The organism is Halobacterium jilantaiense (genome assembly GCF_900110535.1).
In the GTDB taxonomy this organism is placed as follows: Archaea; Halobacteriota; Halobacteria; order Halobacteriales; family Halobacteriaceae; genus Halobacterium; species Halobacterium jilantaiense.
Genome location: NZ_FOJA01000001.1, coordinates 408,098 through 431,506 on the forward strand (window position 1 = coordinate 408,098; position 23,409 = coordinate 431,506).

At 66.6% G+C, this 23,409-nt stretch carries 25 protein-coding genes; 14 read left to right on the forward strand and 11 right to left on the reverse strand.

Translation table 11 applies throughout. From position 1 onward, the window contains the following. Positions 1-12: 12 nt before the first annotated feature. From BMW35_RS02180 to dps, 4 genes are all read right to left on the reverse strand, one after another. Positions 13-303: a PRC-barrel domain-containing protein gene (locus BMW35_RS02180; protein ID WP_089667629.1), complete on the reverse strand. Its 291-nt coding sequence runs from the start codon at positions 301-303 to the stop codon at positions 13-15. 90 nt (positions 304-393) lie between these two features. Further along, a complete protein-coding gene (locus BMW35_RS02185) occupies positions 394-1,530 on the reverse strand; it encodes a pyridoxal phosphate-dependent aminotransferase (protein WP_089667631.1) in 1,137 nt (378 codons plus the stop codon). Positions 1,531-1,562: 32 nt separating this feature from the next. Beyond that, a complete protein-coding gene (locus tag BMW35_RS02190) occupies positions 1,563-1,922 on the reverse strand; it encodes a 2Fe-2S iron-sulfur cluster-binding protein (protein ID WP_089667633.1) in 360 nt (119 codons plus the stop codon). Positions 1,923-1,959: 37 nt separating this feature from the next. Continuing rightward, positions 1,960-2,586: a DNA protection during starvation protein gene (dps, locus tag BMW35_RS02195; RefSeq protein ID WP_089667635.1), complete on the reverse strand. Its 627-nt coding sequence runs from the start codon at positions 2,584-2,586 to the stop codon at positions 1,960-1,962. A gap of 165 nt (positions 2,587-2,751) precedes the next feature. On the opposite strand from dps, the gene BMW35_RS02200 reads away from it, so the two are divergent. Further along, positions 2,752-5,052, forward strand: coding sequence for a DEAD/DEAH box helicase (locus BMW35_RS02200; protein WP_089667637.1), 2,301 nt, complete (start codon positions 2,752-2,754; stop codon positions 5,050-5,052). Here the strand turns inward: BMW35_RS02200 and BMW35_RS02205 are convergent. Both BMW35_RS02205 and BMW35_RS02210 read right to left on the reverse strand, forming a co-directional pair. Next, positions 5,039-5,944 (reverse strand): DUF7544 domain-containing protein, encoded by a 906-nt coding sequence (locus BMW35_RS02205; RefSeq protein WP_089667639.1) that lies wholly within the window; start codon positions 5,942-5,944, stop codon positions 5,039-5,041. The genes BMW35_RS02200 and BMW35_RS02205 overlap by 14 nt on opposite strands. Before the next feature lie 52 nt (positions 5,945-5,996). Beyond that, complete coding sequence (locus BMW35_RS02210) at positions 5,997-7,472, reverse strand: S8 family peptidase (protein ID WP_089667641.1); 1,476 nt, start codon at positions 7,470-7,472, stop codon at positions 5,997-5,999. 161 nt (positions 7,473-7,633) lie between these two features. Between BMW35_RS02210 and BMW35_RS02215 the strand changes: the two genes are divergently transcribed. From BMW35_RS02215 to cheF2, 10 genes are all read left to right on the forward strand, one after another. Further along, complete coding sequence (locus tag BMW35_RS02215) at positions 7,634-8,284, forward strand: DUF7500 family protein (protein ID WP_089667643.1); 651 nt, start codon at positions 7,634-7,636, stop codon at positions 8,282-8,284. 99 nt (positions 8,285-8,383) lie between these two features. After that, positions 8,384-8,920 carry a chemotaxis protein CheW gene (locus BMW35_RS02220; RefSeq protein WP_089667645.1) on the forward strand — a complete coding sequence of 179 codons (537 nt, stop codon included), beginning with the start codon at positions 8,384-8,386 and terminating at the stop codon, positions 8,918-8,920. A gap of 46 nt (positions 8,921-8,966) precedes the next feature. After that, positions 8,967-9,329 (forward strand): chemotaxis protein CheY, encoded by a 363-nt coding sequence (cheY, locus tag BMW35_RS02225; RefSeq protein WP_089667647.1) that lies wholly within the window; start codon positions 8,967-8,969, stop codon positions 9,327-9,329. Beyond that, positions 9,326-10,366: a protein-glutamate methylesterase CheB gene (cheB, locus tag BMW35_RS02230; RefSeq protein ID WP_089667648.1), complete on the forward strand. Its 1,041-nt coding sequence runs from the start codon at positions 9,326-9,328 to the stop codon at positions 10,364-10,366. Before cheY ends, cheB begins: the two co-directional genes overlap by 4 nt. Before the next feature lies 1 nt (position 10,367). Next, on the forward strand, positions 10,368-12,392 hold the full coding sequence (gene cheA, locus BMW35_RS02235; protein ID WP_089667650.1) for a chemotaxis protein CheA: 2,025 nt from the start codon (positions 10,368-10,370) through the stop codon (positions 12,390-12,392). A 2-nt stretch (positions 12,393-12,394) separates the two neighbouring features. Beyond that, complete coding sequence (locus tag BMW35_RS02240; protein ID WP_089667652.1) at positions 12,395-12,982, forward strand: chemotaxis protein CheC; 588 nt, start codon at positions 12,395-12,397, stop codon at positions 12,980-12,982. Next, entirely contained in the window at positions 12,982-14,181 is a 1,200-nt protein-coding gene (locus BMW35_RS02245; protein WP_089667654.1) for a chemotaxis protein CheC, read from the forward strand. Before BMW35_RS02240 ends, BMW35_RS02245 begins: the two co-directional genes overlap by 1 nt. Then, a complete protein-coding gene (locus tag BMW35_RS02250; protein WP_089667657.1) occupies positions 14,178-14,642 on the forward strand; it encodes a chemotaxis protein CheD in 465 nt (154 codons plus the stop codon). The genes BMW35_RS02245 and BMW35_RS02250 overlap by 4 nt, the downstream gene beginning before the upstream one ends. Then, entirely contained in the window at positions 14,639-15,445 is an 807-nt protein-coding gene (gene cheR / locus BMW35_RS02255; RefSeq protein WP_089667658.1) for a protein-glutamate O-methyltransferase CheR, read from the forward strand. The genes BMW35_RS02250 and cheR overlap by 4 nt, the downstream gene beginning before the upstream one ends. Positions 15,446-15,535: 90 nt before the next feature. Continuing rightward, entirely contained in the window at positions 15,536-16,396 is an 861-nt protein-coding gene (cheF2, locus tag BMW35_RS02260) for a chemotaxis protein CheF2 (RefSeq protein ID WP_089667660.1), read from the forward strand. A 30-nt stretch (positions 16,397-16,426) separates the two neighbouring features. Here the strand turns inward: cheF2 and cheF1 are convergent, their stop codons facing one another. The 5 genes from cheF1 to BMW35_RS02285 all read right to left on the reverse strand — a co-directional run bounded on the left by cheF1 (position 16,427) and on the right by BMW35_RS02285 (position 20,518). Next, positions 16,427-17,299, reverse strand: coding sequence for a chemotaxis protein CheF1 (gene cheF1, locus BMW35_RS02265; protein ID WP_089667662.1), 873 nt, complete (start codon positions 17,297-17,299; stop codon positions 16,427-16,429). Positions 17,300-17,443: 144 nt separating this feature from the next. Further along, on the reverse strand, positions 17,444-18,664 hold the full coding sequence (locus tag BMW35_RS02270; protein WP_089667665.1) for a HEAT repeat domain-containing protein: 1,221 nt from the start codon (positions 18,662-18,664) through the stop codon (positions 17,444-17,446). Between the two features lie 70 nt (positions 18,665-18,734). Next, positions 18,735-19,337, reverse strand: a complete 603-nt coding sequence (locus BMW35_RS02275) for an archaellin/type IV pilin N-terminal domain-containing protein (protein WP_089667666.1) — start codon at positions 19,335-19,337, stop codon at positions 18,735-18,737. A gap of 4 nt (positions 19,338-19,341) precedes the next feature. Then, on the reverse strand, positions 19,342-19,929 hold the full coding sequence (locus tag BMW35_RS02280; RefSeq protein WP_089667668.1) for an archaellin/type IV pilin N-terminal domain-containing protein: 588 nt from the start codon (positions 19,927-19,929) through the stop codon (positions 19,342-19,344). Between the two features lie 4 nt (positions 19,930-19,933). Continuing rightward, entirely contained in the window at positions 19,934-20,518 is a 585-nt protein-coding gene (locus BMW35_RS02285; RefSeq protein WP_089667671.1) for an archaellin/type IV pilin N-terminal domain-containing protein, read from the reverse strand. Between the two features lie 161 nt (positions 20,519-20,679). Between BMW35_RS02285 and BMW35_RS02290 the strand changes: the two genes are divergently transcribed. Genes BMW35_RS02290 through BMW35_RS02300 form a run of 3 tightly spaced genes read left to right on the forward strand, consistent with a single transcriptional unit; the run spans position 20,680 to position 23,324 of the window. After that, a complete protein-coding gene (locus BMW35_RS02290) occupies positions 20,680-20,919 on the forward strand; it encodes a DUF7385 family protein (RefSeq protein WP_089667673.1) in 240 nt (79 codons plus the stop codon). A gap of 54 nt (positions 20,920-20,973) precedes the next feature. Further along, on the forward strand, positions 20,974-22,857 hold the full coding sequence (locus BMW35_RS02295; protein ID WP_089667675.1) for a methyl-accepting chemotaxis protein: 1,884 nt from the start codon (positions 20,974-20,976) through the stop codon (positions 22,855-22,857). Next, a complete protein-coding gene (locus BMW35_RS02300; RefSeq protein WP_089667677.1) occupies positions 22,854-23,324 on the forward strand; it encodes a FlaD/FlaE family flagellar protein in 471 nt (156 codons plus the stop codon). The genes BMW35_RS02295 and BMW35_RS02300 overlap by 4 nt, the downstream gene beginning before the upstream one ends. The last annotated feature ends 85 nt before the right edge of the window (positions 23,325-23,409 follow it).

Genomic DNA, 23,409 nt, shown 5'->3' on the forward strand with positions numbered 1-23,409 from the left:
GGCGTCGACGGTTCAGACCGCGACTTCGTCTTCCGGTTCGCCCGTGTCGTAGCGCTCGACGACGTCGTTGATGAGGACGACGTCGCCGACCGCGCGCACCCAGCGGTAGGGGACAATGACACCCTTCTTGCCGGTCATCTCGGGCGAGAACAGGTCGCGGTTGAGTTCGGAGAGCGCCAGTCCGGTGACGGTTTCGGCGTCCAGATTCAGCTGGATGTCCTCGACTTCGCCGACGAACACGCCGTTGTTGGAGTACACCTCGCGGCCGACCAGAGACGTAATCTCGTCTGCGTCTGCGTCCATGCTACGTGGATTGCGCGGGGGGAACCTTAAGTCTTGAAGCCGCGGATGACCGGCGTCAGACGCCCGCAACTGGCCTCCGCGCGGGCAGGGTCAGTCGAGGTCCGCGATGACGCCGCCGAGTGCGTCGAGGGCGGCGGCGGAGTGGTCGGGGGTGCGGCCGAGGCTCACTCGGACCCGCTCGCGGTCGTCGAAGAACCGGCCGGGGGCGACGAGCACACCCTCGTCCCAGGCGGCAGTCGCGAGTTCGTCGCCGTCCACGCCGTCGACGTCGAGGAACGCGTACGTCGAGCCGTCCGGGACGACTGCGTCGACCGTGTCGTGGGCGTCGACGAACGACGCGAGGAGCGCGTGGTTCTCCGCGATGAGTCCGTGGGCGCGCTCCGTGAGCGCGTCGACGTTGTGGAACGCTCGCATCCCGAGCGCGCGACTCGGGCCGGCGTTCCCGGGGAGGTGGTAGAGGACCGAGCGGGCGCGTTCCACGAACTCGGGGTCGGCGATCAGCCAGCCGACGGAGAGGTCGCCGAGCCCGAAGAGCTTCGTGAGCGACCCGGTGACGACTGCGGCGTCGAGGTCTGCGGCGGTCGGTCCGCCGAACGGGCCGTCGTCCGTGTCCGAACCGAACGGCGCGTACACTTCGTCGACGAGGAGGCGCGCGTCGGCGTCGGCGGCGGCGGCAGCGGCCTCGGCGAGCGCGTCGTGGTCGGCGAGCCGACCGCTGGGGTTGTGGCGGTTGGTCACCGTAACGAGCTTCGTGTGCTCGTCGATGGCGGCGGCGACCCGGTCGGGGTCGAGAAGGTAGTCCTCGTCCTCCGGGCGCAGGAAGCGGTTCGTCGTTCCTCCGATGGCGCGCGGCGCTTCGACGAGCGGCTCGTACCCCGGCTTCTCGACGAGTGCGGTCGGCGCTGCGTCCTCGTCGCTGTCGCCGTCGTCCGGCTCACCGTCGCCGTTCGTGCCCGCGTCGGGGTAGAGCGCCGCGGCGGTCGCGACGAAGTTCGCTGTCGACGCCCCGGGCGTCACCAGCACGCGCTCCGGGTGGACGCCGTACTCGCCGGCAATCTGTGTCTCCAGCGTGGCACCGGCGGGCGGGTCGGAGAGCCCCTCCAGGGGCGCTGGGACGACCGTGGGTTCGTGGTCGCGGTCGCCGCGCAGGTCACTCGACCCGAGGTCGTAGAGCGCGACCTCCGGCCGGCCGGCGATCCACTCGATGTAGTCCAGCCGCGGGAACATGTCTCGCAGTCCGGCGGCTGGCGGGAAAGAAGTTATCGCTTCGACCGGCCGGGCGGGAGGTCGTGGCTCGCGCGCTCGTCGAGCATCGCCTCGTACTGGCAGACGAGGATGCGGCAGTCCGACTGCGGAACCGCGGTGCAGAGCAGGTGGAGTTCGGCGTCCCGGTCGCTGTCGTAGTACCGCCGCGAGTCGGACTGGTCGAGGGACCCGGACAGCAGGTAGCCCGCGCAGCGACAGCACCAGCCCTGCTGGCAGTCCGCCGGCAGCCAGACGCCGGCGTTCCGGGCCGCCCACAGCACGTACTCGCCGTCCCGAACGTCGACGGCGACTGACTGGCCGTCCGCGTCGGTGCCACAGCCCTCGGGCACGACGAGTTCGACGGTGTAGGTCACGCCGCGTTCGGCGGCGTCTGCCCGTGGGTCGCCGCCGTCACGCCGAGTCGTTCATGCGGTTGTTCGTGGAGTACGGCGCGTCCCCGGGTTCGCCGCGCGCGAAGTGGCCGGCGGGGTTGGCTTCGCCGTCGCGCTCCCGGCTGAGGAGTTCGATGAACCACGCCTCGTGGTCGACCTCCTCGTTGTAGATGCGCTGGGCCATGTCGTACGTGCGGGGGTCGCAGTCGCGGGTCATGTCACAGACCTCCGCCCACGTCCGGATGGCACAGCGCTCGGCCTCCAGCAGCGTCTCCAGGATGTTCGCCGGCGTCGGGTCGTCGGGGAGGTAGGCGTCCGGGCAGGACGCGCGGTCGGCGAAATCCCGGATGTCGTTCGGGAGTTTGCCGCCGAGTTCGAACACTCGGGGCATCACGAGTTCGAAGTGCGCGCGGTCCTCCAGGCGCGCGTCCTCGGTAATCTCCTTGAGGTCCTCTTCTCCGGCGAGGAAACACCGGAGGTTCGTGTAGTAGTAGTACGTCGTGAACTCGGCTCCGATGGCGTCGATGAGCGTCTCTCGAATCTCCTCTGGGTCGCCGCCGCGCTCGCGCACGACCTCAGCCCCGACGCGCTTGGACGTGTCGCCGGGCTGGACGCTGCCGCTGCCGTGGCGTTTCTCGTCGGACATGGCACTCACACGTACTCGGAGCGGCCCCTTAGTGGCCTTCAGCCGACAGAATTCGCGTTGGCGGCCAGACGGTTCCCGGACGGTGGCAGCCTACGCACAGCGGCGACTCGCCCGGAAGACGAGACCACCGGAAACCGTTTGCCGACGGCGCTCCCTACCCGAGTTGTGGACGACCTCGCCGACTGGCTCCGGGGACGGCCGTGGTACGTCGACCAGATTGTCGACGAGCGAACGCGCCCGGGTCGCGACGCCCGAACGCGGGACATCGACGTCGAAGGCCGCCTCGACTCGGCGCTCGCCGACCGGGGCATCGACGCCCTCTACGAACATCAGGCAGACGCTGTCGAGGCGGTCAGGGACGGCCGTGACGTGGTCATCGCAACCCCGACGGCGAGCGGGAAGAGCCTCGCGTACACGGTGCCGGCGTTCGAGCGCGCGATGGACCACGGCGGCCGCACGCTCTACCTCGGCCCGCAGAACGCGCTCGTCGCGGACCAGTCAGACACCCTCTCGGGCCTCGCGAGAGACCTCGGGTTCGGCAGCCGCGTGCAGGTCGACACCTACACCGGCCGGCTGTCGAAATCCGAGAAGCGGAGCGTCCGCGACAGACAGCCGACGGTCCTGCTGTCGAATCCCGACATGCTGCACTACGCCCTGCTCCCGCACGCCCACCGGCTCTGGGAGTGGTTCTTCTCGGGGCTGGAGACGGTCGTGATAGACGAGGTCCACGAGTACCGCGGCGTCTTCGGCGGCCACGTCTCGCTGTTGCTGCGGCGGCTCCGCAGGGTCTGCGAGCGGTTCGACGCCGATCCCCAGTTCGTCTGCTGCTCGGCGACCATCGGCAACCCAGTCGAGCACGCCAGCCGCGTCACCGGCAAGGACGAGTCGGGGTTCCGGCTCGTCGACGAGGACACCAGCGCCACGGGCGACACGCACTGGTTCGTCTGGAACCCCCCGAAGCAGGACGGTGGGGAGGGACGGCGGCGCTCCTCACACGTCGAAACCCGCCACCTGATGGCGGACTTCGTCTCCGAGGGCTACCAGACGCTCGCCTTCACGCGCTCCCGGCAGGGGGCCGAACGCAACGCCACCGCGACGAGCGACGACCTCCGCGAGCGCGGCGAACACGACCTCGCAGACGACATCGCCGCCTATCAGGGCTCCCTGACCGACGACCGCCGCCGCAGCCTCGAAGCCGGGCTCCACGACGGCAGCCTCCGGGGCGTCTGGAGCACGAACGCGCTCGAACTCGGCGTCGACGTGGGCGGCCTCGACGCCGTCCTGCTGGACGGCTACCCCGGCACCCGGATGAACACGTTCCAGCGCGCCGGCCGGGCGGGCCGCGGCACCGACGACGCCGCCGTCGTCCTCGTCGCGGGCGAGGACCAGCTCGACCAGTACGTCGCCGCCAACCCGGGGGCGCTGTTCGACGGCGACCCGGAGCGCGCGGTGGTCGACCCCGCAAACGAGTTCCTGCTCGACGACCACCTGCGGTGTGCGGCCAGCGAGAACTGGCTGAAGCCCGAGGACCGCGAGTACTTCCCGCGGTTCGAGGAGCGAGTGAAGCGCCTCGAATCTGCGGGGGACCTCGAACAGCGCGCGACGAAGTACGGACTGCGGTGGGTCGACGACACCGACGGCAGCCCCCAGCACGAGATGAGCCTGCGCACCATCGACGACGCCGAGGTCCAGTTGCTCGACCCGAGCAACGACACGCTCGCCACCCTGGAACAGGCGGACGCGGTGCGGGACGCCCACCCGGGCGCAATCTACCACCACCAGGGCCAGCGCTACGAGGTCTCGGACCTCGACCTCGACCGGGGCGTGGCGAAGCTCTCCCCGACGTGGGCCGACCACTACACGCGGGTGCTCACCGAGAAGGACATCGAGGTGCACGCAGACCTCGACGAACGCACGCCGTTCGGCAGAGACGACGTTCCGGTCGGGTTCGCGGACATCACACTCACGACGCAGGTCACGGGCTACCAGCGCCGGGACGCCAAGCGCGGCGAAGCCCTCGACACCATCTCGCTCGACATGCCGCCCCAGGAACTGGAGACGAAGGCGCTGTACTTCGCGCTGCCCCCCGACATAGAGCAGCAGTTGCTCGCCGGCGGCGACCTCCCGGGCGGCATCCACGCCGCCGAACACGCGCTCATCTCGATGTTCCCGACGGAGTTCCTCTGCGACCGCGGCGACATCGGCGGCCTGTCGACGCCGGTCCACCCCCACACGGGTCGGCCGACCATCTTCGTCTACGACGGCTACCCGGGCGGCGTCGGCCTCACCCGCGAGGGCTTCCGGGCGATGGGGAGTCTGGCCGACAGCACGCTCTCGATGCTCCGAGCGTGTGACTGCGCGGACGGCTGTCCGGCGTGCGTGCAGTCCCCGCAGTGCGGGAACGCCAACGACCCACTGGACAAGGACCTCGCAGTCGACTGTCTGGCTGCGCTCACCGGAGACTGAACGCGACGGCCGACCGGTCGAGGACGGCCAGAGAGTGGTACCGGAGGAACGTCATCGTCGGCACGCTCACCGCGCCGACGGCGAGCAGGCCGACGACAGCCGCCACCGCGAGTGACAGCGCGCCGAGCGGCGACACCGCGCCGACGAACAGACCGCCGAGGCCGAACGGCACGGCGACGACGGCCACCGCGAAGCCCAGCGCGAGACTCGCGCCGAACAGCAACACGGCCTTCACGAGCACGTAGACGCCGAACTGCCGCCAGTCAGCGCGGACCTCGGGCCAGAGCCGCCGCCAGCCCGCGACGACACCGACGCCGTCGTCGACCATCAGCGGCACCACGAACGCCGTCGTGAACTCCGAAGCGACCGCGGACGCAGCGCCGACGACCGCCGCCAGCGGCACCGTGACGACCAGCAGCGCGAGCCAGGCCACCGGTCCGACGAGCAGGGCTGCGGCGACGGGGGCGACGACGAGCGCCACCGCGAGGAGGCCCGCGAACACCACGGCGAGCCGGAAACCGAGCAGCCGCAGTCCCGCCCCCAGCCACCGACGGAACGGTGTCGCGACCCGCACGTCACGGGAGCGTGCGACGTCCACGAGGACGAACTCCATGACTGCGCCGACGGCCGCGACGACGGCCGCAGCGGCGACCAAGGCCGCGCCGAGCAGGGCGAACGCGGCGACGAACTCCCCGACCGTGTACTCTCGCGTGAACTCCACGACCGCTTCCGGCGGGGCTTCGGCGGAGAACGTCGGGGTCTGGGGCGCGGACAGCCCCGCGAACGCCGTGATGACCGCAAGCCGGAGCCACGCCCCCAGGTCGAACGGCAACAGGAGGTCGCGGGTCTCCGCGAACGCCTCGTCGAGCGCGTCGACGGCGTACCACCTCATGCAGACGCGTTCACCGCCGGCCGCGAAAAAAGTGCAGGAGAGAGCCGTGCGCCTACTTCCGCTTCTTCTTCTTCCCCTTCTTCTCGCCGTTGCCGCCGTCGCTGGCGGCTTCCACGAGCGCTTCGAGGTCGAGGTGGCCGGCACCGTGGTAGGTCTCGCCCTCGTCCGGCAGGCTCGCGGTTTCTCGGACGAGTGACTCGACCGCCTCGACGCTGGCGTCCGGCCGCAGTGACCGGACGAGTGCGACCGCACCGGTGACCTGCGGCGCGGCCATCGAGGTGCCGGCTTTCCAGCCGTAGCCCGCGACGACCTCCCCGTCCGGAGTGGTCTCGTTGACCGTCGAGTACACGAGGTCGTTGTACGCGTCGGCGTTCCCGGCGCTGATGGCGTCGACGTCGTAGTTCCCGCCGCCCGCGCTCACGTCGACCGCAGACCCGTAGTTCGTGTACGGTGCCGGGTCGGTCGTCGGCTCGTCGAGGCGGTTGCCGGTGAGCCACTTGGCCTCGTTGTCGCTGTGCTTGCCGCCCCAGCCGTAGCCGATGGGGCCGGTCGCGCTCACGCCGAAGACGCCGTCGGCCTCCGTCGGGAGGCTGAGCGTGTTCTCGGCGTCCATGTCCAGCGACGCGTTGCCCGCGGAGTTGACGATTACCGTCCCCTGCGAGCGGACGTACGCCGCGACCTGACTGATGATCTGCTCCAGCGCGATCAGGCTCGGATACTCGACGGTGTCGGCGACCGTGTACCCGACGCTGTAGTTGATCGCGTCACAGCCGACCTGGGCGGCGTACTGCCAGCCGGCGAGACCGTCGCCTGCGTAGCCCTGCAGTCCGGAGAACATCCGGACGGCGACGATTTCGGTGTCCGGGGCCGTTCCGAGGACACCGCCACCGGGGCCGTCGTTGTCGTTCGTCGCGGCGATCGTGCCCGCGACGTGGGTGCCGTGGCTCCCCGCGCCGTTCGGACGGAAGTCGAAGCCGTCGCCCGTGATGTTCTTCGAGAGGTCCGCGTTCACCACGCCCGCCAGGTCGGGGTGGTCGTCGTACACGCCGGAGTCGACGACGGCGACGCGGGTCCCCTCGCCTGTCGCCGTGTCGTGGACGAAGTTGCCGCCGCCGGGCTTGTCGGTGAGTTCGCCGCTGAGGTCCTGCTCGCGTTTGTCCCACTGGTACTCGGTGTTGCTCGCCGGCCCGTCGTGGTTGTGGCTCGCGGAGTCACCCGCGGCAGTCGGGCCAGCGGCGTCGACGACCGCACCGGCTTCGTCGTCGCTGCGGTCGATTTTCACGTCTGGCGCGGTCGCCGTCGCGCTCCCGACCCGGGACTGGTCGCCGCGAGCGACCAGCACGTCGGCCGCCGAGAGGTCGTGGATGACTTCCACGTCCTCGGGAACGTCACCCCGATCTACTTTCCGGAGATTGATGAGGAATCGCTCGTCGGCGCTCGTCGCCGACGCGCCCCCCGCCCCGACCGCGAGCCCGCTCAGTGCTACGCCCGTGCCCTTCAGAAACGTCCGCCTGTGATAGCCTGCCATGGCTACTGTTTCCGTTTCTTTTGACCTACAAAATACGTTCCGACTGAAAATAGAAACTTAAATTTTAGTGACAGGTGACCGCTGGCTTCGAGAGGGGGGTCTGAGTACGTCGACCGGCGACCGCGACAAGACTTTAGACGGCGCACAGCTAACCCCAGTGCATGGTATCCGGTGGCGACCAGGACGACGACCGCGTACTCTCCCCCGAGGAACTCGACATCGAGGAACAGGAGGAGGTCGCGGCAATCGGGGAGGGCCGCTACGTCATCGGTCCCGACGGCCCGCCGAACGCACCCGCGGAGAGCGAACGCGAGGACACCGACGACGGCTCCGACGCCGAGAGCCAGGGGAACGCCGGCGCGCCGGAGCCAGCCGCGAGCCAGGAGGCGTCCGAACCACAGACCCAATCACAGTCCAGAGCGCCACCGCAGACCCAGACGCCGCCCGAACCACAGGTGACGGGCCGAGACGTCAAAGAGTGGCTCGGCGAGGAACTGGAGAGCCACGACGCACAGTACGCCTACCACATCGCCGCGAAGTACGGCGACAGCGTCGCCCACCAGCAGCTCGCGACCGACGACGTCGGTGCCGCGTTCGACGGCCTCCTCGTGTGGTACGCCCGCCAGCTCGCGGGGTCCACGTCCATCGACCGCGCGCTCGGCATCCTTCTCGGGGAGTCCAGCGTCCAGGTGAAGTACCCGACGAAGCGACTCGTCGCCTATCTGGAAGCCAACGACCTCGGCCCCGAGGACTCCATCCGGGAGCTCGTCGAGACCGTCGACGAACAGGACGGCCTGTCGTTCCCCCGGTAGCGCCGGCCGTCGCGCGCGCTCGAGCGAGGCGAACGCCGATTCCTGTCGGCCGTACCCACGAAACAGTTTTGAGTCTGCTCTCCCCTGTTTCAGCCACTGATGAACCTCGAAGACGCCGACCAGGTGGTCGAGGACGCCGCACACGTCGTGGAGTTCCAGCTCGGCGACGAGGTCTGCGCCATCGACATCGGCGCAGTCGACAGCATCGTCGAATCCAAGCAGGTCACTCGCGTGCCCCGGGCACCCGATGCCGTCGAGGGCGTGATGGACCTGCGCGGAGAGACCACCGCCATCGTCGACCCACGGGAGTTCCTCGCCATCGAGGGCGACCTCTCCTCGGACAACATCCTCGTGCTGGACCGCGCCGACGACAAGCAGAAGATCGGCCTGCGTGTCGCGGAGGTCACGGAGGTCTCGGGGTACGCCGAACACCAGATCGACCGCGGCGACCGGCTGGAACGCATCGGCACGTCCGCAATCGAGAGCGAACTCGTCCGCGGCGTCATCCGGAAAGGCGCGACGCCGCCCGGCGAGGAAGACGCTCCGGACGACGAGGTCCAGCTCGTGCTGTGGCTGGACATCGACAAACTCATCGACGCTGTGTCGGCGGACGAGAACGCGGACAATCAGGTCTGATAATCGGTCAGTTGGGTTTATTAGCCCCTTCGCTCAAAGGCTGGGCATGGCGAAGCAGGTCTTACTGGTAGACGACTCCGAATTTATGCGGAATCTCCTCCGAGAGATTCTCGAAGAGGAGTTCGAAATCGCAGACGAAGCCGAGAACGGGGTCGAGGCAGTCGAGATGTACAAAGAGTACGAGCCCGACCTCGTCATGATGGACATCGTGATGCCCATCCGGGACGGCATCGAGGCGACATCCGAGATCAAGGAGTTCGACTCGAGCGCCCACGTCATCATGTGTACCAGCATCGGCCAAGAGGAGAAGATGAAGAAGGCCGTGAAGGCGGGGGCCGACGGCTACATCACGAAGCCCTTCCAGAAGCCCAGTGTGATGGACGCCATCTCCGACGTGCTCACGGCATGACGCGGGCGCTGGTGGTCGACGACTCGCACTTCATGCGAACCGTCATCAGCGACATCCTCGAAGACGGGGGCGTCGAGGTCGTCGCCACCGCAGAGAACGGCGTTCGAGCCGTCGAGCAGGTCGAGTCTGTCGAGCCCGACGTGGTGACGATGGACGTGGAGATGCCGGAGATGAACGGCATCGAGGCCGTCGAGGAGATTATGGACCGGCAGCCGACGCCAGTGTTGATGGTGTCGGCGCTGACGACGGAGGACGCCGAAGCGAGTCTGGAGGCGATGCAGAAGGGCGCTATCGACACGTTCGCGAAGCCCGGCGGGACAATCTCCACGGAGCTCTCCGGCCACAGCGAGGAACTGGTCGCGGCCGTCGAGCGCGTCGCGGCAGCCGACCCGACTGCGGGCCACGACGTCGACATGGAACCGGCGGCGTCTCCGGAGACGGCCACCGAGTACGTTAACAACCCCACGCTACTCATCGGGGCGTCGACGGGCGGGCCGAACGTCGTCGAGTCGATTCTGGCGTCGCTCCCGCGGGAGGCTGACTTCCGGGTGCTGGTCGTCCAGCACATGCCGGACCAGTTCACGACCCGGTTCGCGGACCGGCTGGACAGCGCGAGCGAGTACGACATCAGCGAGGCCGAGGACGGCTCGCGAATCGGTGGTGGCGAGGGGCTGGTCGCGGCCGGCGACTACCACATGCGCGTCTCGGGCTACTCAAACGGCCGTCTGCGGGTTCGGCTGGACCAGAGCGAGCGCCGCCACAGCGTCCGGCCCGCAATCGACGTGACCTTCGAGAGCGCGGCCGAACGGGTCACGGACCCGCTCGTCGGCGTCGTGCTGACGGGGATGGGAAGCGACGGCGCGGACGGCATCCGGGCCGTCAAGGAGGCCGGCGGCACGACCCTGGCGCAGGACGAGGCGACCAGCGCCGTGTTCGGCATCCCGGAGCGCGCCATCGAGACCGGCTGCGTCGACGAGGTGCTGCCGGCGGACCGCCTGACCGAGGGCATCGCGGATTCAGTACGGAGGAGTACGTGACATGGACGACTACCTCGAAGCGTTCGTTCGCGAAGGAGAAGAGCACGTAACCAGCCTCAACAACGCCCTGCTGGAACTGGAGTCCGACCCGGGCAACGAGGAGGCGATGGACGAAATCTTCCGGACTGCCCACACGCTGAAAGGGAACTTCGGCGCGATGGGATTCGAGGACGCCAGCGACCTCGCGCACGCCGTCGAGGACCTCCTCGACGAGATGCGACAGGGAGACCTCAGCGTGACCGGCGACCGGATGGACGTCGTGTTCGCGGGCATCGACGACATCGAGGCCTGCCTCGACGACATCGAGGCCAACGGCGAGGTCACCCGCGACGTGACTGACACCATCGAGGCCGTCCGGGGCGTCCTCGAAGCCGCCGACGAGGACAGTGACGGCGCCGATGCGGCGGACGCCGAGGCGTCCGCGCCGACCGCGAGCGTCGACCCGACGACGATCGTCGACGCCGACGTCATCGAGGACAGCGACCGTCCCGTCTATCACGTCCGCGTGGACATGAGCGACTCCCAGATGAAGGGCGTCGACGGGATGTTCGTCCTGGAGGAGGCGACCGAGACGTTCGACCTGCTCGGGTCTGAGCCGTCCCCGGACGCCATCAACGACGGCGACTACGAGGACGGCTTCGACCTCGTCGTGGCGACCGAGCAGACCGACATCGAGGAGACGGTCCACTCGTTCCCGAAGCTCACGGACGCGACCGTCACCGAAATCGACGGCGACGACGCGGCCGGCGACGACGAGTCTGCGACCGCCGACGCGGACGAAGCCACCGAAGCCGACGCGGCAGACGACGCCGACGACGATTCCGGCGCGTCCAGCAGTGGCGGGGGCGGCGACGACGGAGACGACGGCTCCTCGGCCATCGACAACACGGACACCGAAATCCAGTCCGTGCGCGTGGACGTCGACCAGCTCGACGAACTCCACGGGCTCGTCGAACAACTCGTCACCACGCGCATCAAGCTCCGGCGGGGCGTCGAGGACAGCGACCGGCAGGTGTTCGACGAGCTCGACGAACTCGACAAGATATCGGGGAGCCTCCAAGACACCGTGATGGACATGCGGCTCGTCCCGATGAAGAAGATCGTCGGGAAGTTCCCGCGGCTCGTCCGGGACCTCGCCCGCGAGCAGAGCAAGGACATCGACTTCGTCGTTGAGGGCGACGATGTCGAACTCGACCGCACCATCCTCACGGAGATCAGCGACCCGCTGATGCACCTGCTGCGGAACGCCGTCGACCACGGCATCGAGCAGCCCGAGGTGCGCGAGGAGAACGGCAAGGACCCCGAGGGCACCATCACGCTGTCCGCGGAGCGCGACCGCGACCGCGTGCTCATTCAGGTCCGGGACGACGGTGCCGGCATCGACCACGAGACGATGCGGGAGAAAGCCGTCGAGAAGGGCGTCAAGTCCCAGGAGGAAGTTCAGGAGATGAGCGACGACGCCGTCGAAGACCTCGTCTTCCACCCCGGCTTCTCCACGAACGACGAGGTGACGGACGTCTCGGGACGCGGCGTCGGCATGGACGTCGTCCGGGACACGGTGACGCGCCTGGACGGCAGCGTCTCGGTCGACAGCGTCCCCGGCGAGGGGACGACGTTCACGATGACGCTGCCGGTGACGGTGGCCATCGTGAAGGTGTTGTTCGTGGAGAGCGGCGGCGAGGAGTACGGCATCCCTATCAAGACCGTCGACGAGATTTCGCGGATGAAGCCGGTCAAACGCGTCGACGGGGAGGAGGTCATCACCTACGACGAGACGGTCTACCCGCTCGTCCGGCTTGGGAACGCGCTGAACGTCCCCGGGGAGACGAAGAACGGCGACGGGATGCTCGTCCGCATCCGGGACTCGGAGCGCCAAGTCGCCGTCCACTGCGACGACGTCCGCGGCCAGGAGGAGGTCGTCGTCAAGCCCTTCGAGGGCATCCTCTCGGGCATTCCCGGACTGTCGGGTGCCGCGGTGCTCGGTGAGGGCGACGTGGTGACCATCCTGGACGTGGCGACGCTGTAACTATGAGTACGATGATCGACATACGACGGCTGCAGACGGTGAACGAACTCGCCCAGGAGGGGGCGTCGACGGTCGCTGAGAACATGAGTCAGCTGACCGGCGTCGAGACGGAGATGCAGATCACGAAGATCAACGTCATCGACGTCGAGGACCTCGGCGCGCACCTGGGGTCGGCCAAACAGGTCGGTGTGAACGTCCCCCTGAAAGAGCAGCCCTACGGCTCCGTGCTCGTGCTCTTCGACGACGAGAGCGCGCGCCGGGTCGCAGGCACCATGATGGGCGGCATCGAGAGCGACGGCGGCGGGTACAGTGACATGGAGCGTTCCGCCATCCGGGAGGTCGGGAACATCATGACCAGCGGCTTCATCGACGGCTGGGCGAACGTGCTCGGCCGCACCATCGACATCTCGACGCCGCAGCTCATCCGGGCGTCCGGCGAGGACATCGCCGCGCACTGCGTCGACCCCGGCGAGCACGAGATCGCGATGGTGTTCGACGCGACACTGCACGCCCCGGACGCGGACGTCGAGGCGAAAATCTACTCGTTCCCAGACATCGAGGCGTTCGTGTCGATGATCAATAACATCTGATGCGCGTAGACCTCGACGCAGTCGCGTCCTTCAGTCAGACGGGCGACGAGGGTGGCCAGCGGGCCGCGGACTCGCTGGAAGGCCTGACTGGCATCCCCGCGACCTGCGAACTGACCCGGACGACGCTCGTGGACGCGGACGGTCTCTCGGTGTTCCTCGGCACGACGAGCGAGCGCGTCACCGTCTCGTTCGACGGTGCGCTGGCGGGGCGCGCGGTGCTGTCGTTCGACGAGACGTTCGCCGACCACGTCGCCGACGAGCTCGGCGTCGGTGCCGAACTGGCACTCCCGGAAGTCGCGAACATCCTCACGAGCGGCTTCGTCGACGCGTGGGCGGCAGACGGCGAGGACACCATCGAAATCCAGCCGCCTGAGCGCATCAGCAGCGAGCAGGACGTCGTTCAGGAAGCAGCGGTCCTCGACGACTGCGCGTTCGTCTTCGAGAGCCGAGTGGTGCTCTCGGGGACCCGCGGGACGTGCCGGTTCGCGGTGCTGCCGGACGTGGACTCCTTCGAGTCGTACGTCGCCGAGTCGGACGCCGAGTTCTCGCTGGCCGACCTCGCGGCCCACATCCGGGTGGCGTCGGTCAGCGCGGACGCCGTCGCCTCGCATCTCGAAGCGATGACCGGCGTCGACGCCACGCTCGTCGAGTCACACGTCGACTTCGTGCCGGTCGAACGGGTGCCGTCGCTGCTCGACGACGCCGCCTACGAGGGAGCCATCTTCGAGAGCGAAGGCGTCGTCGACAGCGTCGTCGCCATCCTCTTCGACGAGGCCGAACCCGGGGCAGTGGCGGCGCTCCTGCTCGACGACCCGGACGCCGGCTCCGCGATGGCCGAGAGCGCGATCACCGAACTCGGAAACATCACCGCGAGCGGCTTCCTCGACGAGTGGGCGAACGCGCTCGAGACGACCATCGACATCTCCACCCCCTCGCACGTCCGGGACGCGGGTACGGCCGTCCTCGACACCGTCGCGGCGGCGTACGGCGAGCTCGCGGACACCATCGCCGTCGTGAACGCGAGCATCGAACTCGGGCCGGACGTGACCTGCCGCGTCTGCACGTTCCCCAGCCCAGAGGACGCCGACCAGCTCGGGGACATCGCCGACGGCCTCGCCGAGGACACGAGTGACGAGGACGCTATCGACGCCGTGTTCGGCGACGACACCGGTGACGACGACGCAGGTGAAGACGCGTGACTATCCGAGTCGGTGTCGCGGACTGGCGGGTGACCGACGACGATTCCCTGCTGGTCACGAGCGGGCTCGGCTCCTGTGTCGCGGTCGCTGTCCACGACGCGGACGCCGAAGTCGGCGGCCTCCTGCACGCGATGCTCCCGGAGGCCGACGGCCCGGTCGAAAACCCCGCGAAGTACGTGGACTCCGGCCTCGACGAGATGCTGTCGGCGATGATGCGACTGGGTGCGTCTCCGGGCAACCTCATCGCGAAGCTGGCGGGCGGCTCCTCGATGCTCGACCTCTCCATCGGGGACAGCGTAGGTGCACGCAACGTCGCCGCGGCGGAGCGAGCGCTCGCGGACGCGGGCATCGACTTGCTCTCGTCCGAGACCGGTGGGGACAGTGGTCGGTCGGTGTCCTTTAGTCCGACGAGCGGCGACGTGACGATAGATAGAGTGGATGCAGAGGTGCTCGTAATTTGACAGAATTTGGAGACTTACTCGACTTCGTCGAGAACGAAACCGGCTTCGCCACCAGCTACTACGACGAATCCTACCTCGACCGGCGGATATCGGCCCGCATGCGTCGACGGGGCGTCGACACCTACGGCGAGTACCTCGACCTCCTCCGCGAAGACGACGCCGGCGAACGCGCCGAGCTCCTCGACACGCTCTCCGTGAACGTCACCCAGTTCTTCCGCGACGAGAAGGTCTGGGCCGCGCTCCGGGACGTACTTGTCGAGACCGCCGACGACGTCCGCACGGTCGACATCTGGAGCGCGGCGTGCGCCGACGGCCGCGAACCGTACTCCATCGCGATGCTCGCCCTCGACGCCGGCCTCGACCCACGGAACGTGAACATCCTCGCGACTGACATCGACGAAGACGCGCTCTCCCGTGCACGCGCGGGCTGGTACGAGAGTACGCGCACCGCGGACATCAGCGACCAACTGAGCTTCCTCGATAACCCCGGCGAGTACGTGGACCGCGACGGCGACCGCGGCTTCCAGGTCGCCGACCACGTCAAGGACCTCGTCACGTTCGAGCGCCACGACCTCATCACGGACGACCCGAAATCCGGGTTCGACCTCGTCGCGTGCCGGAACGTCTGCATCTACATCGACAAGCAGTACAAACTCCCCATCCTCGACACGGTCAGCCAGTCCATCCGGGAGGGCGGCCACCTCGTCCTCGGACAGACCGAGACCCTCCCCGGTGAAGTCAAAGAACGGTTCGAGGCGGCCGACCCACGCATCCGCATCTACCGTCGGGTGCCCGACACCTGAACGAACCGGGCGTCACCCCCACCGTCGTCAGGGCAGAGGAGTAACGCTTATTCGCTCGCCACGACGACAGGTAACTGAACCTCGGGGGACATGTCGGAATCAGCTATCGCGGACTTCGTCTCGTCGTTCATTCCGGACACCGCCACGCACGCCGAGCCGGTGCGTGGCCGTGTCGTGATGAGCAAACGCCGCATCGTGCTCGCGACAGACGACGCGAAAACCACCATCCCCCTGCAAGGCGTCTTCGACGTCCAACACGAGACAGCTCCCGGCGACCTCGCGCGCTTCTTCGAGGACACCGTCACAATCGCCTACGAGCGCGACGACCAGCGCCACGTCGCCGTCGTCGAGGGCGGCGGCGACACGGTCGACCGTTTCGTCACGCTCGTCTTCAAGGGCCTCCTGCACGGCACGTCCGTCTACGTCAAGCACCCCGCGCGCCGGGGCGGCCGCGTCACCGACCAGTCGTTCCAAGCGGGTAATCTCGCGCTCGCGCCCGGGAAACTCGTCATCAAGGGCACCGGCGCGACCGTCGACCTGTCGACGGTCTCGGACTTCGAACGAGTCGAGCGCGACCTGAACGGCACGAATCGCCAGCTACTGTCCGTCCGCCACATGGGTGACGCCGGACCCATCACCACCGAACTCGCGCTGGACTCCGGGCGGAAGATGAATCTCCTCGGTCGCTACATCCGCCTGCAGTACACCCACCTCAAGCAGGAGCTCAAGGACGTCTCGCTCACGGACGAAGAGATCGAGGCGCTGGTCGCAACCTACTCCAGTGGCCCCGACGCGAGCCTCGCCGGCGTCCTCGGCGTCGACGCGTCACGAGTCACGATGCTGCTCAACGACCTCATCGAGAAAGACCTCGTCGCCGACGACGACGGCATCACGCTCACCTCGCTCGGCCGAGCCGCCGTCAGCGAACACATCGAAGACGTCAACTTCTGAGACCGAGCCGCGGACCGCATCACGCGGGCGCTACTCTTCGTTGATCGCTTCGCTCGCGATGTTCCGGCCGCGCGTCTTCATCGTCACCTCGCGTCGCTTGCGTACCTCCTCGAGGACGTCGACCTCGATGAGGCGCTCGAAAATGCTCTCGACTTCGTCGACGTCCATCCCCAGGAAATCCGGAATCTCGAACGACGACACGCCCGAGTACAGCGCCATCAGCACGCGCTTCTCCGTCTCGGAGAGCTCCACGGACCCCTGGCTCTTCTGTGCCTCTTTCGTCAGCAGTGACTCCAGAATGGACGCCGTGTGCGTATCGGTCGCGAAGTACGTCTGCACGCTCGTGTCCTGGTCGACGGTATGCTCGACCTTCAACACGGGCTTCTTCTGGCCGTTCACGTCGAGCGACGCCGCCTCCGCCGACCCCACGTCGTCGAGCTCGACGGAGACGAACGACCCGTTCGACATCGCGACGCTCAACTCTTCCTCGTCGACCTTGATGCGAGCGCGCTCGAACTGCTCGTCTGTCACCACACCGCCCTTCACCGCCGGGTGTTTCACCTGTAGCTCGGTCTGGTCGAGTAACGCGCCGTAGAGCTTGCTCTCGAACGTCTCCGTGTTGCTGCCGAGCGAAACCAGCACGACGCTCTCCGAACTCATCCGGATGCTCACGTAGTCACCGACCTCTGCGACGGTCTGGTTCACGTCGTAGCGGCCGCTCAGGCCCTGCACCTCCGACAGTGGAAGGTTTCGCTTCCCGTCGTTGCCGGCGAGCACGATGCGCTTGTTCGAGAGGAGGATGCGCCCGTTCGTCCACTGGGCGTCCTTCATGCGCCGGCCGTCCTTCACCGCCTGCAGGAACTTTCCTGACCCGTCGGCTATCTTGTACTCGGACTCGCTCATTCCTCACCTGCGGCCGCAACCGCCGAGATGCCCCCGTTGGCTCTACGCCGACACGACCCAGCCGTACTCATTCACACATCCCTTTTCAACTGGCGTATTTAATGCTTTGCGTGCAATTCTCGCCTCTGAAACCGCCAGCGTGAGCTACGTGTGCCCACCGAGTTTCGATATCGCCGAGAACGACCGCCGCCGGACTTCCTCGCTCTCAGTCTCCTCCACGAGTCGCTCCAGCCGCTGGCGTGACCGGTCACCGCCGACTTTCCCGAGCGCGAACGCCGCCATCGCGACCGCGTCTTCCCCGTACTCGTCGGTCTCCACGACCTCCAGCAGCGACGTCTCCACGGACGCCCCGCCGATTTCGGAGAGCCCGGTCGCCGCGAACTGTGCGATGAGGTCGTCGTCCTCTCCGAGCAGATCCCGAAGCGCCTCGATAGCGTCCATCTTCGTCCGCTGGTCGCCAGCCACGCGACCCAGCATCCACGTCGCATTCCGGCGCTGGTGGAGCTGCGTTCCCTCCTCGATGATCTCGATGAGCGACTCCACGATGCTCGGGTCCGACCGCGCCGCCATCCGGTCGACGATGGTCTCCCGGAGTTCGTGGCTCTGGTCCGGCGGAACGTTCGAGAGAATCTCGATCAGAGAGAACACGGCCGCCCGCCGCACCAGGTCGCTCTGGTCGCCGAGGCGCTCCACGAGCGCGTCCACCGGCTCGGCCGTCCCGAACTTCCCCAGCGAGCTGACTGCCGTCCGACGCATCGCCTCGCTGTCGTCCTCGACGACGGACAGCAGCCCACTCAAGGCCTCATCCGTCGTCAGCCGGCCCAGTGACTCGGCGGCCTCCCGGCGGACCTTCAGGGGCTCGCCGTGCAGGCAGTCCACCAGCACGCCGGTCGCTGCCGGCTGCTCCACGCGACCCAGTGCGCGAGCAATCCGGGCCCGCACGCCGGGGTGCTCCTCGCGTTGCAGCCGCTGCGCGAGTGGCCTCGCGGAGTCCTCCACGCCGAGCAGCCCGAGCACGTTCGCAGACGCCATCCGTAGTTCGGGGGTCTCGGAGCCCAGGCTCTCCACGAACGCTTCTGCCTGCGCCCACGTCGCACCCGACTCGGGGACTTCTTTCCCCAGCCCCCGCATCAGCGCGTCGACCGCCTCCTGCTGTGTCAACGCGTCGATGGCCGCCGCCCGCACGGTCTCGTGGTCGTCGCTCATCGCGTCGACCAGCGCCTCTAACCCCTCGGACCCCGGCTCGTCGAGGTTCCCCAGGATTTCGGCGGCGCGTCGACGCACCGTCTCCTTCTCGCTCTCCTGGAGCAACTCCACGAGCTTCTCGACGTCGCCGGAGCGCTCCAGTCCGTACAGCGATGGCACGACTAGTGGAACGCGACGCGACTACAAAATGATGACGTTCAGAAAGCGGTCCGGGAAGGGGCGATCCGTCTTACAGGTTGACGGCGTTCTTGTCCTTCAGGGACTCGGGAACGTTCGCCCAGTAGGACGTTTTCGAACCGTACTGCGTCGTGACGGTCAGCTGGACCTCGTCGCCGGCTCCGAGACCGCTCGTGATACCGGATGTTGAGCCGTTGCCAGCGAACATGATGACCTTGATGCGGTCGGACTGCTGGACCAGCACGTTGTCGTTGTTGCCCTTGATTGCCGTCGTGTTGAACGTGTCACTGTCAGCACTCTGTGCATCGCCCAACGACCCGTGAGTCAGTGTGAGAGCCTTGTCTGGGCCGATCCATTGGATTGTGGACTTGCTGAGGTTGATGTTGTCGGCACCTGCGGCCTGACGCACCGTCAGGTTCGCGTAGTCGACCGTCTCGCTGGTGACGTTGCCGTAGGCGGAGACGACGTCGATACGATTAGAGACCTGTGCGGAGGCTTCCTCGCCAGTCGCTGCACCCTTCGACTGGAGGAACCCAGCAGTATTAATGAGGACGCCAGCGGCGATCGCTGCGACCAGCACCATCGCGATGAACACGATGAGCGTGCCGATCCCGACCTGACCCCGCTCGTCCTCGTCGTTGATGAACTCGAACATTAGTTTAGAGGTTCACCGCGTTCTTGTCTTTGAGGGACTCGGGAACGTTCGCCCAGTAGGACGTTTTCGAACCGTACTGGGTGGTCAGCGTGAGCTGGACCTCCTCGCCCGCCTTCAGCCCGTCCGTCGTGATGGATGCCGAATCCATGACGACTTTCAGGCGGTCGGACTGGTCGACGAGCACGGGGTTGTTGTTGCCCTTGATCTGCTCGGTCGTGAAGTTCTCAGCGTTGGCCGCACCGCTGTCGTAGACGAGGGTGGTGGCGGTGTCCGGGCCGATCCACTGGATGGTGGACTTGCTGAGGTTGATGTTGTCGGCACCTGCAGCCTGCCGAACCGTCAGGTTCACGTAGTCCACAGTCTCGCCGTCAGTTGAATTAACGTTGCCGTATGCGGAGACGACGTTGATGCGATTGGAGACCTGTGCGGAGGCTTCCTCGCCAGTCGCTGCACCCTTTGACTGGAGGAACCCAGCAGTATTAATGAGGACGCCGGCGGCGATCGCCGCGACCAGCACCATCGCGATGAACACGATGAGTGTGCCAATCCCGACCTGACCGCGCTCGTCCTCGTCGTTGATAAATTCGAACATTGGTTTAGAGGTTCACCGCGTTCTTGTCCTTCAGGGACTCGGGAACGTTCGCCCAGTAGGACGTTTTCGAACCGTACTGGGTCGTAATCGTCAGCTGAACCTCGTCACCGGCGGAGAGGTTGGACGCAAAGGTGCTAGGCTGGATGACAATCTTGATGCGGTCGGACTGCTGGACCAGCACGTTGTCGTTGTTGCCCTTGATTGCCGTCGTGTTGAACGAGTCACCACTCATGTTTGCGACCGTAGCGTCGGTGTGCGTCAGCGTCGTGGCCGTGTTCGGGCCGATCCACTGGATAGTGGACTTGCTGAGGTTGATGTTGTCAGCCCCTGCGGCCTGACGCACCGTCAGGTTCGCGAAGTCGACCGACTCGCTGGTGACGTTGCCGTAGGCGGAGACGACGTCGATACGGTTAGAGACCTGTGCACTGGCTTCCTCGCCAGTCGCTGCGCCTTTGGACTGGAGGAAGCCGGCCGTGTTGATGAGGACGCCGGCGGCGATTGCCGCGACCAGCACCATCGCGATGAACACGATGAGTGTGCCAATCCCGACCTGACCGCGCTCGTCCTCGTCGTTGATGAATTCGAACATTGTTTCGGTTGTTATCTGCCCCCACCCGGTCCGGGCATCTGGGGCTTACCACCACAAATCGGGTATCTCTACAAAAAGGTAGGGGTGCGGTTATCACCAGTGAAAACCACGAAATCGGCGCGTACCGAACCGTTAAGCGGCTGTTGGTGTTCGGGAGAAATATGGAGAACGTGGACTTCGACGCAATCCGCCACAGAGTGAAACTACTCGAAGATACGGGTGATTCTCGCCTGTTCGACAACCGAGACGACGTTCAGTGCCCCGTCTGCGAGCGCCCCTTCGACGAAGCGCTCGAGACAGAGCGGCGAACAGAACAGTTGAGCCCGCAGAGCGACCTGTCGTTCTGCCTCGTCAACGGAACGGACAAAATAATCCTATTCACGCACGCGACCGATTCTTAGAGATGATACCGGGTGGGAAACATTTTATACGTGGTTGCTGCCAACTACCGACGAATGTTGAGCATCCTTCGCAAATTGCTTCGCCGGCAGTCCACGACGCCGGCACCGGACGGCGGCACCGAAGTCGGTGCCGTGTCTATCGACGAACCCGGCCGTGGCGGGTCAGCGCTCCGGGAGCGCTACGATGTCGACGCAGTACACCTCGACCCCGAACTACCCGAAGAGGCGAACGATCACCTCGGGTCGCTGTTCGAGGATCAGAGCCCGAGCACCGAATCGTACGTTCCCGCCTATCAGGCTGCCGCGGTCTCCCCGAGTGAGTTCGTATCGGCCCACCGTGCAGCCGTCGACGGCGTCGTCGATGCGGCGTTCGACCAACTCCGTGAAGAGGGCGTCGACGAGGCCGCGATCGCGCGCGCTGAGAGCCAGATTCGCTTCGGGATGCACAAGGTCGTCGAGGACGCCGCTGATGGCGTCGCAGCTTTCGACACGGGCGAGGAGGATGAAGAAGAACTGAACGTCGAAGACGACGAACTCCTCGACGGCGTCGGGATGCCCGTGTTCATGCTCGATGCCGACGGCGAGGTCGTGGCGTGGAACCAGGCCCTCGCGGAGCTCACGAAGTGTTCGGCCAAGGAAGCCCTCGGCCTGCAGCACGCGAGCGAAGGATTCTACCCGGACGGCCGCCGGGCTATGACTCTCGCGGACAAGGTCGTCGAGGCACCGGAGACCGCCGACACCGAGTTCGACGTCGAGCGTGCCGACGCGACGAACGCACTGTACGTGGACTCGAGTACGATGGTGACCGCGGACGGCGAGGAGCGCGACATCCGGTTCAAGGCCAGCCCCATCTTCGACGACGACGGCGAGCTGATGGCTGTCGTCGAGACCGTCGAAGACCGCACTGAAGACATCCGTCGGGCGGATGCGGTCGAGGGGCTCGTCACCGAGCTGAGTTCGACCATCGACGCGCTATCGAACGGTCACCTGGAGCGCCGCGCGTCGTTCGAACACCAGGGCATCATCGACAAGCGGCTCGTGAACGTCGTCGACGACCTGAATGGAATGGCGGATCAGTTCGAGCGTCTCGTCGGGCAGGTCGACGGACAGACTCAGGAGCTCGCCGAATCCATCCGGCGCGCGACCGACGACGCCAACGAGATCGCGGAGACCGTGAACGAGCAGAACGACATGCTGTCGGGTGCGGCCAGCGAGATGGAGAACTTCTCGGCGAGCATGGAAGAGGTCGCGGCGAGCTCCGACCAGGTAGCGTCCGCAGCAGAGCAGGCCCAGGCCGCCGCCAAGAGCGGATTGGACGCCAGTGAGGGAGCGAGCCGGGCGACTAACGAGGTCATCGACATCAGCGACGACCTCGTGGACAGCGTCTCCGAGCTGGAGTCGAAGATGGAGGAAATCGAGGGCGTCGTCGAGGTCATCGCGGAAGTCGCCGACCAGACGAATCTCCTCGCACTGAACGCGAATATCGAAGCGGCGCGTGCAGGTGAGGCCGGCAGCGGGTTCGCCGTCGTCGCCGACGAGGTCAAGGAGCTCGCGAACGAAACGCGTGAACACACGGAACGTATCGCTGAGCGCATCGACGACGTCCAGCAGCAGGCCAACGAGACCGTGTTGGCCGTCGAGGAATCCCACGAGCAGATTCACCGGGCTGGCGACGAGATCGACGACGCGCTGACTGCACTCGAGGAAATCGCTGAGTCGGTCGACGAGGCGGCGACCGGCATCACCGAGGTCGCACGGGCGAACGACGAGCAGGCGTCGACCGTCGAGGACGTCATCGTCACAATCGAAGAAGTGCAGGGGCAGGCCCGCGAAGCCGCCGACGCGTCCGAGCGCATCGTCTCCGCGACGAGAAACCAGTCGGAGGCGGTCGCGGAGCTGAGCGATCGCGTCGACAGACTCACCAACGATAGCCAATGACGCTGAACCCACGCGAGTACGATCCCGAGGAGTTGCGCAGTGCGGCCAGAGCTGGCGGGGACGAGAACATCCGGGAGCTGAAAGAACGCCTGAAAGAGCACGAGCAGACCACCGAGGAGTCGGTGCGTTCGGAACAGCTGAAACAGCTGTTGTTCATGCATTCGAGCGCGTCCGAGGCTGAGCTCGAGCGCCCGTACTTGGAGTCGATGCCGGGGAAGTACGCGGCCGAAATCACGCTGTTCGAGTGGCTGGACTTCCTGCTGGAACGGGGCGGCGTGAAGCGCGCGCTGAAGGCAATTGAGTACTACGAGACCATCGGGTGGGTGAGCGAGAGCGCCGCCGAACGCCTGCAGAGTCACGTTCGCGGCTTCTCGGGGCCTGCAGACGACAACTCACACACCGACCTGGAGATGGCGGACCACGTGCTGAGCCTGGTGTACATCGCCCGGCTGTCGTCGATGGAGTGAGCAGTAGCTGTTCACGTTCGATTAACTTCCCCGTGCCCGATTCATCTATCTGAGAACTGGGGGAGAACATTAATTACGTGGGGCC